A 15,360-nucleotide genomic window follows, 5' to 3' on the forward strand; every position below is an offset into this window, starting at 1 on the left:
GCGGAACTTCTCATGCTTGCCGTAAATAACGGGTTCTTCCTTACCGACGTTCGCTGCGTCAGAATTCGCGCAACAGTCACGTGAATCGAGTTGTTGGTTTTCTTCGGCTCAAGGATTCGATAATTCTCTTAGCGACCGTTTCGTCTGTCGCGCTGGCATGCGCTCCGAGGAGACGTGCAGCCTAGCGGCGTGGTCATCGAGTCGCGATTCGCTTTCCTCCCCAGCGATCTTTGTTAGGCAGGTACCGTGGAATTCAATCGTAATCAGTGGTTCTTTATCGGAATCTTCGTCTTGCTGTTGGGCATCCAGTTCCGCATGGTGACGGAGTACGTGCTCAACTCAGAGACGACGCAGTTTCTCGCTGAGCGTGCCGGCTCCGATGCTGATGCGGCGAATTTCAATCTGGCGACCGACATGGGCGCTTCGCCGCAGAAAGTTGTACGGCCACCCGATTGGCTCGGTTGGTGTACGATTTCGGTCGGCGCCGTCTTCGTGTTGCAGAGCCTTGCGATGAGAAAGCCGGGTGGATGATGATCCTTGTAAATAAGAAACACCTGGCGTACTTTCCCCCTGGGCGAACAGCATTGGTGCTGCTGGGGATGTTGGTCCTCCTGCTAAGCTGGCCCCCCGCTGCGCAGGTTCAAGGGAAGACCGGACCTTCGACAGAAAGCTTGCGATCAGAAGTTAGTCAAGCGGGCACGGACAGCAATAACAGTGGCAAATCGTTTCGCCTACGAGAAGGGACCAAAATCGAAAGCCGACTGGGGCGTTTCGAGCACAAGAGCCAATCGGCCACTTTCCGTACCGAAGATGGCTTGGTGTTCGGCAGCCTGCCGAATCTGAATTTGCAACGGATTCTTGAAACGCTCAAAACAGCTGACAAGCCGGAAACCATGTGGTGGAGCGTCAGCGGAATCGTGACCGAGTTTGGTGGGAAGAATCACCTGCTCATTACCAGGGCCGTCTACAAGGCTAGGGTCATTACGCCGTCCAGCGAGTCCGTGATTCCGTAGTCTCGCTCTCGTGTCATTTCGAGCCCCCGTTTCAGGCCACTTCCCTTTTCTCAGCTGTGAAGATCACTTCTCGCCTAGTCGATGGTGATTCGCTAGAATTAGGTACGTTCATAGGCCCCGGAACATCCCTTCAACAATAGCGGAAACGAAGCGAGTTATGGCAACCACGAAACGAATTGAGGTTAGCGAGTCTGCGTCCGTAACGGTCGTGCGGTTCAAGGATTCGAAGATCATCGACCCCGAAGCGATTCAGGAGTTAGGTTCCGAACTCTTCGACCTGATCGAGCGGGATAACAAGGAAAAACTTCTCCTAAACTTTGCCGACGTCGAGTTCCTTTCCAGCGCAGCACTAGGCAAGTTGATCACTTTCGAAAAGAAGGCCAAGCGATCTGGCGCACGGCTCGTGCTGACGAATATCTCCCCCGAGATTTTCCAAGTCTTTGCAATCACGAATCTCGACAAGTTGTTCGAAATCAAAGATACCGAAGCGGATGGACTGGCAGTTCTCTAGAATCTGAAGTCTGTATTCTCCCAGGTTGGCACCTCACGATTCGAAATCGCTTGCGATCTCCATGTCCGCGGAACACGACGCACGAACGCTGCAAACAACTTTGCCAAGTTCCCTTGATAGCTATCACGGGTTCGTGCAAAAGGTGCTTGATGAGTTAGAGGCCCTGGGCTGGCCCGGCACGCCCGACTTGTTTGCCATCCACATGGCCCTCGAAGAATCCATCAGCAATGCTATCCGCCACGGCAACAAAGAAGATGCTGGCAAAAAAGTCGAAGTCGAGTGCCGAATTAGCCCGAACGAGTTCTGGGCAAAAATCTGCGACGAGGGCGACGGCTTCTGCCCCGACGATGTCCCCGATTGCCGAGAAGAAGACCGCCTCGAAGTGCCAGGAGGCAGGGGGTTGGCTCTAATCAAGGCTTACATGACGCGAATGGAATATAACGACTGCGGCAATTGCGTAACGCTCGTGAAAGAGCGGGGGGAGCAGCCAAAGTCGGCCTGATAGCCGATTTCTAGCGGGACCTTCGCGAACCGACTCACCCTTGCTCTGGTCCGTTTTGTGGAGTATTTTTAGAGGTCTGAGAGGATATTCCCCTGTAGCTCAGTTGTCCATGATTTCAAAACTTGGGCAAGTCCCGACGCGTCTGGACTAACCGCTTTGTCTGCAGTAGAAAACAATCCGATCCCCTGTAGCTCAGTTGGTAGAGCAAGCGGCTGTTAACCGCTTTGTCGTAGGTTCGAGTCCTACCGGGGGAGCTAGGCCGTTCTGCGAGAAATCGCAGGACGGTGCCAGCTTCTGCAAAACGCTATTAAAACCAGCCGTTATTTCGCTCCCCTGCAGGGTCTCTCAGGTCGTTACTTATCACTGGCCACTGCTCGGTAACTCTTTCAGGTTCTTCTCCGCCTAAGATCGTATCAATTCCGCGTACTTCCTTAAGCGCAGCGAATTAAGTGCTGTCCGAATATCTCTGGGCGACGGGATAGAGCGGTGCTATGTCTTGAGACTGGCATAATCTCGCCTATTTCTATTCTCAATAAATCCTTACGTTATTGATTCTCTACTTGGAGGTAGACGGTCAGACTTTAAGTCGGGGCCCAAAGGCAAGTTTTCAATAGGAAAACAGTGAAATGGGCAAGGGAATTCTCAACGTATTTTGTGTTCTAGCTATTTTGGTTCTCTCACTATTGAATAGCAATTTGAATGCTCAGACCCTGCCTTCGGGTGTCCTCAGTGTGCCCGAGGATATAGCTTCAATAGGCGATTCGGCGTCTATTGGCTCTGACACAACTTTATACCTACGCGCTGGTGGCGTTATCGGCAAGCGTTTCGACGCAGGGAATAATGATGGGTCTAGCACCAATGTCGAAGTTAATATCTCGGGAGGTGCGGTAGACGATTTCTTTACTGCAAACTACGGCAGCGTGATAAACATCTCCGGCGGAACGCTCGGTCGTTCCGTTCGCGCCGGTGGAGTCCCAACTTCTTCGGAGAGAACCGTTGAGATGAACATTTCGGGAGGGACTTTCGGAGGATCTTTTTCTGCTAGACCTGGGAGCTTCGTAAGCGTTTCCAACGGTGAGTTTGACAACGATTTTCAAGCCTTTACCGGGAGCAAGGTAACCTTATCAGGCGGAGATTTTGGAGACGATTTTGAGGCCCATAGAGGAAGTCGCGTAAACATCTCAGGGGGCAATTTTGGTCTGGGATTCTATGCTCAAACGGACAGCGAGGTAAACATTTCCGGAGGGACTTTTTCCAGGAAGTTTTATGCGTCCACTGACAGCGCTGTGAATCTTTTCGGAGGAGAGTTTCTGATAAACGGTCGGACCCCGGCTTCCACACAGATTACTCTTTCAAGTTTAGACGTGTTGAGCGGGACGCTGGAGGATGGTTCCCCCTTCATCTTTTCTCAGTTAGGAAACTTCTCGGACAGGCTTAACGCAGTCAGCCTCGTTTCCAGGCCCCTACCAACTCTAAGCACGGTTCCCATAGCTGTAAGCAGCAACAATGCTCCCGCTGGATTAAGACCTGGCCAGAGTCTTATGCTCGCGGAAGGAGGAGTCTTGCCAAGGGATTTTTCGGCAACTAATGCGAAAATCATGGTTAACGGGGGCACTGCTGATTGGATGGAGGTTACGGGAACTCGTTTGGATATACTTGGAGGAAACGTCGGCAGTTTTCTGTATGCCTCCTACGGTAGCGAAGTAAATCTTTCCGGAGGAACTATAGGGGCTCGTTTCAAATCGCAAGGAAGCATTGTGAACATTTCCTCTGGCAGCATCGGAGATTCGTCGGACATTGAAAACGGAAGCAAGCTGAATATGTCTGGCGGTTCTATTGGCGAGCGACTAAGCGTTCAATCAGGTAGCGTAGTGAGCATCACTGGAGGGAAGATCGGCAATAAACTCAACGTTGAGGCTGATACAGTGATAGAAATCTCAGGCGGCGAAATCGGCGATGAATTTCTTGCAGGACCGGGTAGCCAGGTATCAATATCGGGCGGTTTCATAGGAGATAAATCTAGACTCATAACCAACACGCAGGTATCTGGAGGGACGTTTGGTCAGCAAGCTCGGGTCCGCGGCGTACTCTATGGGGACAACTTTCTGATTAATGGCGAACCTCCTACCAGGGATAGCCTCTATACGCCCCGATATGGCACTCTCACGGGCACGCTGAAGGACGGATCGCCGTTCATATTCTCTGAGTACAACTCTGACGACATTAGCAGTGTTGGCTTTGTCATAACCCCTATCCCGCCAGCTGACATGACGCCGATAACTATTAGTCGTGGAGTTGGTCCCAATGGGTTACGGCGTGGGCAAAACCTTACTTTGGACAGCGAGGGAATTCTCCATAAGAACTTCGCCGCAGTAGGGGCGACCCTCAAGATTCACGGAGGCACAGCGGAAAGGCTAGAAGTAGTAGAGTCTAAGTTAGAGATAGCTGGTGGAAATGTCGCGCTAGGGTTCAGCGCCTTTGGAGGCAGTGAGGTCCATGTATCCTCGGGGAAAGTGGGGGACCATTCAAAAAGCTACGATAGCGAAATCGAAATCTCAGGGGGATTCGTTGGAGATTACTATGTTGCAGGATCGGGCAGTAATGTGAACATCTCCGGCGGCGTAGTGGGCGGAGCTTTCCTGGCGGAGATTGGCAGCTCGGTTGCCATATCTGGCGGCACAGTTGGTGATGCGTTCTCGGGTTCCCGAGATACCGTTCGACTATCTGGTGGAACAGTAGGACGTAAATTTCAACCAGGGAGTGCAACAATTCTTGGTGGCGAATTCGTGCTAAACGGAATTCCACTTAGTGATTCTACGATCACTCAAACGCACCATGACATCTTGACCGGTACATTAGAAGATGGCTCCCCCTTTATATTCTCGGGTGCCCAAAATTCATTCACTTCTTTCATCGACTATCTCTATGATACGAACTTGGTCAATACTAGTGTTCCGCCAGTGGATATGTCTCCAATGATTATTGACGGAACAGATGCTCCGAATGGTTTGCGAGCTGGACAAACGCTTACGGTGAAAGAAGGTGGGGTCTTAGGAAACAACTTTGCAGCCGTTGATGCAACGCTCAATGTCGAGGCAGGTCTAGTAGAGCGGCTTGAGGTAGTCCGCTCCAAGGTGACCATATCAGGCGGCAGCGTTGGCGCGTCGTTTCACATACTGCCAGAAAGCGAAGTTACCATTTCTGGCGGCACTATCGGGCGGGTGTTCAAGATATTCGGAAGCGTGATGAATATATACGGGGGAGTTACTGAAGCTCGTGGCGAGGCAGATTCAGCTAGTATCGTCAATGTTGTAGGCGGCACTCTTGGCCGACAATTCATGGCTTACGGCAGCGAAGTGAATATTATGGGCGGGGTCGTGGAACCCTATTTTCAAGCCGATGATGGTAGCGAAGTCTATATCTCAGGAGGGATAGTCGAAGAGGGGTTTTCTGCTCATTGGAACACCGTTGTGAATATAACTGGCGGTAGGGTTGTCGAGTATTTTCAAGCAAAGTCTGGTAGTGAAGTCAACATCTCTGGAGGCAGTATTGGCCCCAGATTCATAGCCGACCGAAACAGCACCGTAAATATTTCAGGAGGGCATTTGGAAGACGATATCTTCGCCCTTTCTGGGGCCACCATCAACATTAGCGGCAGCCATTTCCAACTAAATGGCGTCCCCATCCATTCACTGGCATACCGACAGAAACTGGTGCTTGCAGAACGAGACGTGATACTCTCGGGGCTTCTCGAAGACGGTTCGCCCTTCAGCTACGGGCTCTACACTCAAGAGAATCAAGCATCTAGCTACTTTGCGAGTAACGTTACGCTGACAGTTACGTTAGTGCCCGAGCCACATGCTTCTCTTGCCGCTTTCTTCACTTTAGCAGCTCTATCTGGCCTGAGAGTTCGGGCTGATCAACGAAAAGTTTTTGGTGGTTGAGTACAAGGGACAACAAGCGGGCAATCCCGAAGAAGAGAAAAAACGCCAAGTCGGCCAAATGTGGGAGGCGAAAGCGCCCGAGCATCTGGCTTTCGTCTGGGCGACCAAAGAGGACTGGCAGGAAAAAATCCGCGCGGCGATCGAACGACTCATGCAGCCTGCGAAGACGACCACCTGAGAACCGCTAGTCGAAGTCCGGGTAGCTTTGTCAACTTGATCGTTTTCTGATGATAGAATCCTGCAATGAAATCCTATCTGCTTGCTGAGGTTCTGATGAAACCCTTTTGCTTGCTCGTTGCTTTGTTACCGTTTGCCCTCGGCTGTGGCCCCAGCCTGTCCGACAAACGCACGGTAACCTTGGAAGTGGGCGAGATCGTGGCGATCACGGTTGATGCCGTGGGGAAGGAACGCACGATCAAGGTTGCGGCGACTTCGACGGGTGGGTCGATTGACTTGCATGTCTATCTCAAGGCAGACGAACAGGCGATTGAGCGGATGATTACGCTCGGCAAGCCGCCTGAAAACCTGCTGGGGGTCGAGGAGGCGGCCGAGGTGATTGCTTTCGACGTGAAAGTGCCCGCAGATAAAGAAGCCGTGGTGCGATTGCAGTCGGCAAGTCGCGAGACCGCTGAAGTTTCCGTGGAGATTACTGCGGAATAGCAGCCTTCTCGGTCTGGCCTGCCTTTACTTCGTGAATCGCGTACAGATGCGTATCGGTCCGCACGATGAGTTCCCCTTCAGCGACCGCGGGTGAAGCCATGTGCTGACCGTCGAGTTGGTTGCGAGCGAGTACTTTCGGTTTGTTTTCGGTAGAGAAGACTGTGGTCTCTCCTTCGCGGCTGAAGAAGTAGATCGCGTCGCCAACGAGAAGTGGCGAAGCGGAGTAGCCGCCACCTAGTCGCTTCGACCAAAGTGGTTCCCCGGTTTCGGCGCTGAGGCATTGGGCGACGCCCATGTCGGTCACAGTATAGATGCGGTCGTTATGAAGTAGGGGCGAAGATTGAGTTGGCGCTTTGCGCTGGTTCTTCCATAGAACGTGCGAGTCGGTTACGTCCCCTTGGCCATCGGTGCGGATGGCGAAGATCCCCTTCCCGGTGAATCCGGAAGGGCAGTAGATGGTTTGTTCATCAGCAACCGGTCGTGGCACGACGGAGAAGCCGTGCCCGTGGTCGACGCGCCAGATTTCGCTCCCATCTTTAGGGGCGTAGGAAACGAACCACTGCGCGCCCGTGATGACGATCTGTTTCTTTCCGTGGTGGTCGATAACCAAGGGCGTGCAGTAGGACTTTCTGAAGTCGGGTTCTTGATCGCGAATCGGTGGGCGGTCAACGTTCCAGGCGATTTCGCCAGAGAGCTTATCGACCGCGACGATGAACTGCTTGTCGGCACCGTCACAGGTGAGGATCAACAGATCGTCGCACACAACGGGCGAGCTGCCTGGCCCGACGAAGTGTTCGATTTCGAAGGCCTTTTTCCAAAGGATGCTGAGGTCTTCCGTGTTGAGGCAAACCGTGCCGTACCTTCCAAAGTGGCAGTAGAGTCTGCCCGGCTCGATAACGGGGGTTGGTGAGGCGTAACTGTTTAGGGAATGGATCGCCTTCGGTTGGGCAACCTCGATGAGTTCGACATTGTGAAGCAGCTCGCCGGTTTGACGATCAACGCAGACGGCTCGGAGTGAAAGGCGACCCGAGAGTTCTAAGTCACTACCGATCGACTTGTGTTGCTTCGCAGCTTCTTGAAGTTCCGTGGGGTCGCCAGGAGTTTCGACGGCGGTCGTCATCCATATATGATTGCCCAAGACGACGGGCGAGGACCATCCGCGACCGGGGATAGCGGTTTTGAAACGGACGTTCTCGGTTTCACTCCAGGTCAGGGGGGTAGACTCGTCTGCGGCGATGCCTTGGCCGGTGGGGCCGCGGAATTCGGGCCAGTAAGGTTCGTTAGCAGAAGCTGATGAAGCGAAGAGAACGAAAAAGATAGCTAGGGATTTCATGGAAAGTGCTTTCAAAATCAGATGCACTGCAACGGGTGGCTGGGGACAGCTTGAGGCTGCCCCCAGTAGAATAACACAGAGGATTTAAGCGACTGGGGGCTCGCGGGGCTCGTCCCCAGCCACCCGATACCCGAACTATTTCTAATCTTGGTTTTGCCGCAGGCGAATGATTTCTTCCAACTTGGCGACAACTTCTTCTGGCGTCAGCCCATCGGTCATGACGGTAATCGAATCCTCTGCCAAAGCGAGACCGCCGTATTTGCGCTGGCAGTCTTGTTCGTCCCGGCGACGTTGTTTTTCCAGAACTCCTTCGTAGTCGACTTGCTCACCACGGCTGAGTAGATCCTCGTACCGTCGCTGGGCTCGTGCTGTTTCGCTGGCGGTAAGAAAGATTTTGCACTCGGCATCTGGGAAGACCACGGTTGCTTGGTCGCGTCCTTCAGTGACAATACCGCTCCCAGCTACGGCCGCTTGTTCGGCGAATTCACGTTGTAATTTGGTGAGGTGCTCGCGCACAGCGAGATTGTCTGCCGCGTGACGCACTAGAGAGGTGATTTCGAAGGTTCGGATTTCTTTAGTGACGTCTTTGCCGTCGAGCAGGACTTTGGTTCCGTCGAGCTGAAGCTCGACCGCCAGGGCGACTTGTGCGAGGGCGGTTTCGTCTGCGAGATCGATTCCTTTTTCATGGGCGGCTAGGGTGATGGCTCGGTACATGGCCCCCGTGTCGAGGAAGCGGAAGCCGAGTCGACGTGCCAGGTCAGCTGCAGCAGTGCTTTTCCCAGAGCCAGCCGGCCCGTCGATGGTAACGATCATGCGGATTCTGAGGGGGACAGTCGGCAGGGGCGGTAAGCGGTCGTCACGAACGCTTTTGAGAGGTGTCGGACGGAAGCCGCCTCGTTACACAGGCGTTACGTCGCGTTGATAGCCCTTTATCGGCGGAAACCGGCCCGCCTGCAAGCGGCACCTTTGTGTCTGACGACTTGTGACGTAACTCGAAGCCGATTCTATACATTGGTCGTTTCTTGACTAGAATGGAGCTACTTGCCGAAGTCCTGGGAAAATTTGACAGTCCAGCCCCAATCTCGATAATTCTCTAAGAGAGAAGCAGAGGCACGGGGGGCGGTAGCATAGGCTCATCTTCCAATCGCTACCGGCAAGTAACGGAAGCCACCGACTGTGAGTCGGCATCGAAGGTCTTGGACGAAGACGTTTGCGCCGCTCAATGGTCTGTTGAATCGATACGTCGTCGGAACAGAGGAAATCTAAGATGGCCAAGGGCAACGCGGTCTGGGGAATTGACATAGGGCAAACAGCGCTAAAGGCGTTGAAGTGCCGTCCTCACGAAACTGAGGAGCAGCAGCTCGTCGTGGAGTCTTTCGACTTCATCGAATACGAGAAGATTCTCACTCAGCCTGAGGCGGATGCTGAAGCGTTGGTGAAGGATGCGCTCGAGCAGTTTCTTTCGCGAAACGATCTGGCCGGCGATCAGGTCGCGATCTCCGTTCCCGGCCAGAGCGGCTTGGCAAGATTCATCAAATTGCCCCCTGTGGAATCGAAAAAGATTCCTGACATCGTCAAGTACGAAGCACGCCAACAGATTCCATTCTCATTGGAAGATGTGGTTTGGGACTATCAGCAGCTCACTGGTGGCAGCGAGGAAGATGGCTTTGCTTTGGAGCCTGAGGTCGGCCTGTTCGCCATGAAGCGAGATCAAGTGGCTCGCGCGCTTAAGCCGCTTGAAGAAGCGGGTATCGATGTTGACTACATCCAGCTCGCGCCCTTGGCCGTTTACAATTACGTTTGCTTCGATCGGCTCGGAGACCTCCGCAGCCAGTCCTACAACCCCGAGGACCCACCACCCTCGACGGTGGTGATTGCGATCGGTACTGATACTACTGACCTTGTGGTAACAAATGGCTATCGGGTTTGGCAACGGAATATCCCCATTGGCGGAAGCCACTTCACGCGCGCTTTAAGTAAGGAATTGAAGCTCACCTTCGCAAAAGCGGAGCACATGAAACGCAACGCGACGAAGGCGGACGATCCGAAAGCCGTCTTCCAAGCGATGCGGCCCGTGTTTAGTGACCTGCTGGCTGAGATCCAGCGCTCGCTCGGGTATTTTAAGAGCATCGACAAGTCTGCCAAAATTGGGGACGTGATTGCTCTGGGTAATGCCGTCAAGCTACCCGGCTTGCAACGCTATTTGGCCCAGAACCTTGAACAGCCGGTCAACGCCGTCGAGGAGTTTGCAAACCTCTCTGCGGGCAGCGTCTCTGGCACGGCGACTTACAAAGAGAATATTCTCTCGTTTGCTCCCGCCTATGGTCTGTGCGTTCAGGCAATGAACAAAGCAGAGATCGGGACCAATCTGCTGCCCGAAGAAATCGTGCGGACGCGTCTTATCCGGGCCAAGAAACCTTGGATGGTTGCTGGCGCCGCCGCAATTCTCGCTGGATTGACGTTTAACTACTTTACGCACGTCTCCGCATGGGCAGAGACAAAAACCGACGCCATGACCAAAGCGTTGGGCGACGCGGATCGAGTCGCTCAGAAGGCGGGTGGGTTTGAGAGTGAACGCAGTGCAACACGTACCGCGTTTGAGGAGATTCAGACGCTTAACGATGACCTGGTCAGCAATGTTGAAGGACGCTTGGCATGGCTCGAGTTAACGAAGGCCATCAATGCCGCCTTGCCACGTGACAAACGGCCAGTCGAAGAGCGAAAAGAGACCGCTGACGACATCATGTCACGTCAAGAGATCCACATCAAAGCGATGGATCAACAGTTCTTCGAGGATATTAACGCTGAGTGGTACGCCAACGTTGAGGAAGTCTACAAAGATGCTCGTTCTGGCGAGGCGGACGCTGAGGAGGCGGGTGACTCAGAAGAGGAAGCGGTCGAGGAAGACCTTGGCTACGACGACGAAGAGTCTGCCGGTAGTACCTTGGAGGGCTCTGGCTGGGTCGTCCAACTTACTTGCTATCACTACCACAATAAGCGCGATGGTCTTCAGCTTCTCGACTTTGTGAATGAGACGTTCGTGAAGAACTTGGAAGAAGCCACCGTGAAGCTACCCGACGGCCCCGGCGGAGAAGAGATCGATGTCCCCATTGCTGATCTTGGAATCAGCTACCCCTTCGTCTCGCATCAAAAACGCCTGATCAAGGAACTCAAAAACCCAGACGAAGCGCTGCTTGGTCCCGGCGGCAAGCCTCGTAGGACCACGGCTACCACAGAAGATGAGGATGAAGAAGGAGAAGAAGTCTCCAAAGATATCGAACTGCAGCGTTACGATTTTATCCTGCAGTTTGCTTGGACCCCCAAGACACGGGCTGAGCGAGAGGAGATTCGCAAGCAGCGTGAGATTGAAGAACAGGAAGCAGCTGAGGCTGAGGCCGCTGCGGAGTTAGACGAAGTTGCAGCGAACTAGGTTGTGAGTTCTTGCAGATCGTATTTATCTCAAAGAGCAGAAAACCAAGAGTGTATTAGCTATGGATCAAATAAGAGCTTTCTTTCGAGTCATGTGGCAGCAGCGGTTCTGGGTGCTGAGCATCACAGCGCTGATCGTCGCTTCACTATGCTGGATGCTTGCGGCTAGTGATATCGATAAGCAGTACCAAGCAGAGATCACGAAAGTGAAGGGTGGCTTTCAGAAAATCCAGCAGATCAACTCGACCCAGTTTCACGGGAATCCTGAGGTTAATGAGAAAGATCGCAAGCAGGCCCAGATACTCCGAAAGCGTGTTCTCAAACTGTGGGAAACACTCTACGAGAAGCAAAAAGAAGAAGCCCTCATCTGGCCTGAGGAAGATCTCAAAGCGAGGTTTGTCAACGAGATTAGCAACAAGCAGTTCGACGATAGCATCTCGCGAACCTCTCGTAATGTTTACTTCAACTACATCAAAGAGAACTTTGATGACCTGCTGACCATCGTCAAGGCGAAGGACGAGCGTAGTAGCACTGGCTCAAGAGGTGGTGGAGGTGAGTATGGCGGCGGCGAATACGGCGGTGGAGAGTATGGTGGCGGGGCCAGCTACACGCCAAGCTCACCCGACGAAGAAGACGATGACTACCTCGTCCGCTGGGTCGATCAGCAAGAAGTCGCTAACAAGATGGATTTCGAGAAAGCCCCTTCATCCCGCCAGATTTGGGTCACTCAAGAAGATCTGTGGGTTTATCAAACACTATTGAAGGTCGTGGCCAATACCAACCAAGCCAAAGGTGCCAATCGTCCCGACAATACGGCAATTCGTGCTATCTTGACTCTAAAGGTGGGCAAGGAGGCTGCCTCAAGCAAAGGAACTCAGGGAGGTATTCTCATGCCGGTCGCCCCCTCAGCCGGTGGAGGCGGTGAGTTTGGCGGTGAGTACGGCGGAGGCTATGGCGGCGGTGAAGCAGGAGGTTATGGTGGCGGCGAGTTCGGCGGTGAGTATGGTGGTGGTTACGGCGGAGAATTTGGCGGTGAATACGGGCGTGGCGGAGCGGGTGCCGATGACTCGACGTTACTGTCGGGACGTTACGTTGATGAAACGGGTACCCCGATTGAAGCCTCTGAGCCAAGTGAACTTGGAAAGACCTACCGCCGATTACCTGTGCGGATGGTCTTAGAAATGGACGAGCGTTGGATCCCCAAGGTGTTGGTCGAATGTGCCAATGCGACTCTTCCAGTAGAAGTCACTCGGTTACGCGTCAACCAGGATCAATCGGGTGAAGGTTTTGGCGGGACTTCTGGAGCCCGCGGCGGAGGGGGCGAGTATGGCGGCCGGGGTCAGAGCAGCTATAAAGGTGGGCTGCGTGATCTGTCGACCGTTGAAATCGAAGGTGTGGTCTCGATCTATTTCCCTCCGCAGCAGGAAGAGATTCCAAGCGTCGGAGGCGAGGAAGAGGAAGACCTATCCACGGCTGCTGCTGAGACGACGTTGAAATAGTTTTAGGTCAGAGGTAACTCCCCAAATTCGGAATGAGAGTTTCAAGATGAGTAAACAACTGAAAAGCGGCAATGCGATCGTCCGACTGTTACTCAAGCACGGCGAGAAAATCGTCATGCTAGGAATCCTCGCCTGCGCGGGGATGCTCGTCTGGTCCTCAATGGGCCGTGAGCGGCTCCCGGAAGCGAACTACCCTGACAAGCTTGAGAGCAATTCTCGACGGGCAGACCAACACGTTCAGAACATGAGCTGGGAGTCGTTCGACCCCGGGGAGCGGCTCGAAGCGAGCGCCGTCCCTCAGAGCTCGGGCGTGATGGATAAGATATCTGCCTCCGCATTTCCTAAGTTCAAGCACCCTTTAGAGCGTCCGGTGTTAGCGGCTGTCGGTTATCGGATGGACCCAACCTTGTTGGCCCCTATCGATTTGGAGGTGAATGCAGGCTCAGGCTTGTGGGCTTCAGCCGACGAAGACGAAATCCTGCGACGCCGGATTGAAGCCTGGAACAAGGCCAAGGAAGAGATACGCGAGAAGGAGCGTGCTAAAGAGAAAGCGGATCGGGACGCAAAGAAGAGTCCGCGTGGTGGGGGTGAGTATGGGGGAGGCGGCTACGGCGGAGAATTTGGGGGTGAGTATGGAGGCGGCGGTTATGGTGCCTCTGGAAGAGCCTCGACCGATCCCGATGGGGCCATTGTGGTGCGTCCCCGCGGTGGTCAGGTTCAGGGCTTCGAAACCATTAAAGAAACTTCCTGGGTTACCGTGCTGGCAAAAGTACCTTATGAAACACAAATGCAACTCTATCGCGATGCCTTGCAGAATGCCCGCGGTTATTCAGAGAAGTTGGATGCACCCCAATACTACGGCTACAAGGTTCAGCGAGCCGAGGTGATCAACGGCAAAACAGGCGAATGGCAAGACCTAGAAACGGTTAGCGATGCTTACATTCTGGAAATCCAAAAGGAATGGCCGCGTAATGCTCGACAACAGGAAGTTGCTGACAAGCGTTATGTGCACCCGATGCTGACCCACCCGTTACCTCCGATGGCGGTCCGCAGTTGGGGCGAGGACGTAACCCATTCTGACTTACCTTTGCCGAGCCTCGAGCCCATCATCGAAGAAAGTGCCGATGCTGAATCGAATGCGGAAGAAGGCGAGGTCGAACTTGATGCCTTCGGGAAGCCAATCGTTGACAAGTCGAAACGGAAGAAGGGTCGTGGCGCCTATGGGGGCGGTGAGTATGGTCGAGGTGGTTACGGTGGTGAATTCGGCGGTGAGTATGGTGGTGGTGGCGAGTATGGCGGGGGCTATGGAGGTGAATTTGGGGGTGGAGGCGAGTATGGCGGAGGTTACGGAGGTGAATTCGGAGGTGGCTACGGAGGCGAGTTCGGGGGTGAATATGGTGGCGGCCCGCCAACCTCTGCCGGGCCGCAAGAGTTGCCACAGTTTGTGTGGGATCAAAAGACCTCGGATCTGCTGTTCCGATACTTCGACAATACGGTCGTCCCTGGGCGGCGGTACCGCTACCGTGTGAAGTTTGCCCTTTATGACGTCAACGATGATCGCCCCGAGCGATTGCTCGACAAGACCGTTACGGAACGTCGTAAGGCGTTGTCGAAGGGTGCCCGTCGATTCCGCCTGACCGAGTGGAGCGAGCCGAGCCCTGTTGCCAGCGTCCCGCTGCCGGGTTTGATTTTTGTCGCTGGTGGTGAAGAGGCAAACAAGAGCAACTATAGCGACGAGCCGGAAGCGAAGCTCATTGTCAAAGCGCTCGATACAAAGTACGCCGCAGAAGTGGCCGTCTCGAAGTGGTTCCGCCGCGGAAGCGTGATCAACGTGCTGGACAATGCAGAGGTGATCTGGGCTTCAAAGTTCCAGCTCGAAGAGGGTGAGAAAGAGCCGAAGTTTCCGTTCTACACGGGGATGACGCTCGTCGACTTCTACGGTGGTGAACCCTTCACCAAGAAGAACGACAAGCTGACCCAGCCGACGCGCGCTCTGTTTATGGACGCCTCAGGAAGGCTCATCCGTCAGAGCGAACTCGACGATCTCGAACCCGTTGAGGAATTCAACGAGATCTTGGAATCGAAAGAATCGTCACAAGGGCGCGGCGGTGGCGGCTACGGCGGCGAGTATGGTGGTGAATTCGGTGGCGAGTACGGCGGGGGTGAGTTTTAGCCACGAATCGAACCGATTGAATAGCTTCACACGGTGGGTGCTTGCACCCACCGTGTGTTTTCTTTTGGGCTCGCCTTGATCAAGCGATTCTGTCCTGTCTGCATTGCTAGCGTTTGGGCGGTTCCTTGGATTTTTCTATTTGAGTCTAGCGACTGGCCTTGACCGCTCTTCGGCTGGCTAGTAATTATCCCACCCTTCTCGTAGGAATCTGCCCCGAAAATGCTTCGAGGCAGGCTCACAACTGCGGGTGGTTTGGGGCGTTCAGCCTAATTCACAAGGTTTTCTTGTGAGTTGCA

The 15,360-nt window shown here is 53.9% G+C and carries 12 protein-coding genes and 1 tRNA gene; 11 read left to right on the top strand and 2 right to left on the bottom strand.

Annotated elements, in window-relative coordinates; all coding sequences use genetic code 11:
• Positions 1 to 246 precede the first annotated feature (246 nt).
• From RIB44_02420 to RIB44_02455, 8 genes are all read left to right on the top strand, one after another.
• A complete protein-coding gene (locus RIB44_02420) occupies positions 247 to 531 on the top strand; it encodes a hypothetical protein (protein MEQ8615427.1) in 285 nt (94 codons plus the stop codon).
• Positions 528 to 1,013, top strand: coding sequence for a hypothetical protein (locus RIB44_02425; protein ID MEQ8615428.1), 486 nt, complete (start codon positions 528 to 530; stop codon positions 1,011 to 1,013). Before RIB44_02420 ends, RIB44_02425 begins: the two co-directional genes overlap by 4 nt.
• A gap of 157 nt (positions 1,014 to 1,170) precedes the next feature.
• Complete coding sequence (locus tag RIB44_02430; protein ID MEQ8615429.1) at positions 1,171 to 1,524, top strand: STAS domain-containing protein; 354 nt, start codon at positions 1,171 to 1,173, stop codon at positions 1,522 to 1,524.
• A 61-nt stretch (positions 1,525 to 1,585) separates the two neighbouring features.
• Positions 1,586 to 2,026 carry an ATP-binding protein gene (locus RIB44_02435; GenBank protein ID MEQ8615430.1) on the top strand — a complete coding sequence of 147 codons (441 nt, stop codon included), beginning with the start codon at positions 1,586 to 1,588 and terminating at the stop codon, positions 2,024 to 2,026.
• 181 nt (positions 2,027 to 2,207) lie between these two features.
• Positions 2,208 to 2,280 (top strand) — tRNA-Asn (locus RIB44_02440).
• A 372-nt stretch (positions 2,281 to 2,652) separates the two neighbouring features.
• A complete protein-coding gene (locus tag RIB44_02445) occupies positions 2,653 to 5,970 on the top strand; it encodes a hypothetical protein (protein MEQ8615431.1) in 3,318 nt (1,105 codons plus the stop codon).
• Entirely contained in the window at positions 5,963 to 6,148 is a 186-nt protein-coding gene (locus RIB44_02450; protein MEQ8615432.1) for a hypothetical protein, read from the top strand. Before RIB44_02445 ends, RIB44_02450 begins: the two co-directional genes overlap by 8 nt.
• Before the next feature lie 65 nt (positions 6,149 to 6,213).
• The gene (locus RIB44_02455; GenBank protein ID MEQ8615433.1) at positions 6,214 to 6,630 is read left to right on the top strand and encodes a hypothetical protein; all 417 of its coding nucleotides are present in this window, start codon (positions 6,214 to 6,216) and stop codon (positions 6,628 to 6,630) included.
• Here the strand turns inward: RIB44_02455 and RIB44_02460 are convergent.
• Together RIB44_02460 and cmk are read right to left on the bottom strand one after the other, a co-directional pair.
• Entirely contained in the window at positions 6,617 to 7,963 is a 1,347-nt protein-coding gene (locus RIB44_02460; protein MEQ8615434.1) for a PQQ-binding-like beta-propeller repeat protein, read from the bottom strand. The two genes, RIB44_02455 and RIB44_02460, sit on opposite strands and share 14 nt — an antisense overlap.
• Before the next feature lie 141 nt (positions 7,964 to 8,104).
• Positions 8,105 to 8,776, bottom strand: coding sequence for a (d)CMP kinase (gene cmk, locus RIB44_02465; protein MEQ8615435.1), 672 nt, complete (start codon positions 8,774 to 8,776; stop codon positions 8,105 to 8,107).
• A gap of 454 nt (positions 8,777 to 9,230) precedes the next feature.
• Here cmk and pilM point away from each other — a divergent pair, with 454 nt between their 5' ends.
• The 3 genes from pilM to RIB44_02480 all read left to right on the top strand — a co-directional run bounded on the left by pilM (position 9,231) and on the right by RIB44_02480 (position 15,064).
• A complete protein-coding gene (pilM, locus tag RIB44_02470) occupies positions 9,231 to 11,393 on the top strand; it encodes a type IV pilus assembly protein PilM (protein ID MEQ8615436.1) in 2,163 nt (720 codons plus the stop codon).
• A gap of 61 nt (positions 11,394 to 11,454) precedes the next feature.
• Positions 11,455 to 12,891 carry a hypothetical protein gene (locus RIB44_02475; GenBank protein ID MEQ8615437.1) on the top strand — a complete coding sequence of 479 codons (1,437 nt, stop codon included), beginning with the start codon at positions 11,455 to 11,457 and terminating at the stop codon, positions 12,889 to 12,891.
• 46 nt (positions 12,892 to 12,937) lie between these two features.
• Positions 12,938 to 15,064 (top strand): hypothetical protein, encoded by a 2,127-nt coding sequence (locus tag RIB44_02480; protein MEQ8615438.1) that lies wholly within the window; start codon positions 12,938 to 12,940, stop codon positions 15,062 to 15,064.
• Positions 15,065 to 15,360 lie beyond the last annotated feature (296 nt).

This window comes from Lacipirellulaceae bacterium (assembly GCA_040218535.1).
GTDB lineage: Bacteria > Planctomycetota > Planctomycetia > Pirellulales > Lacipirellulaceae > Adhaeretor.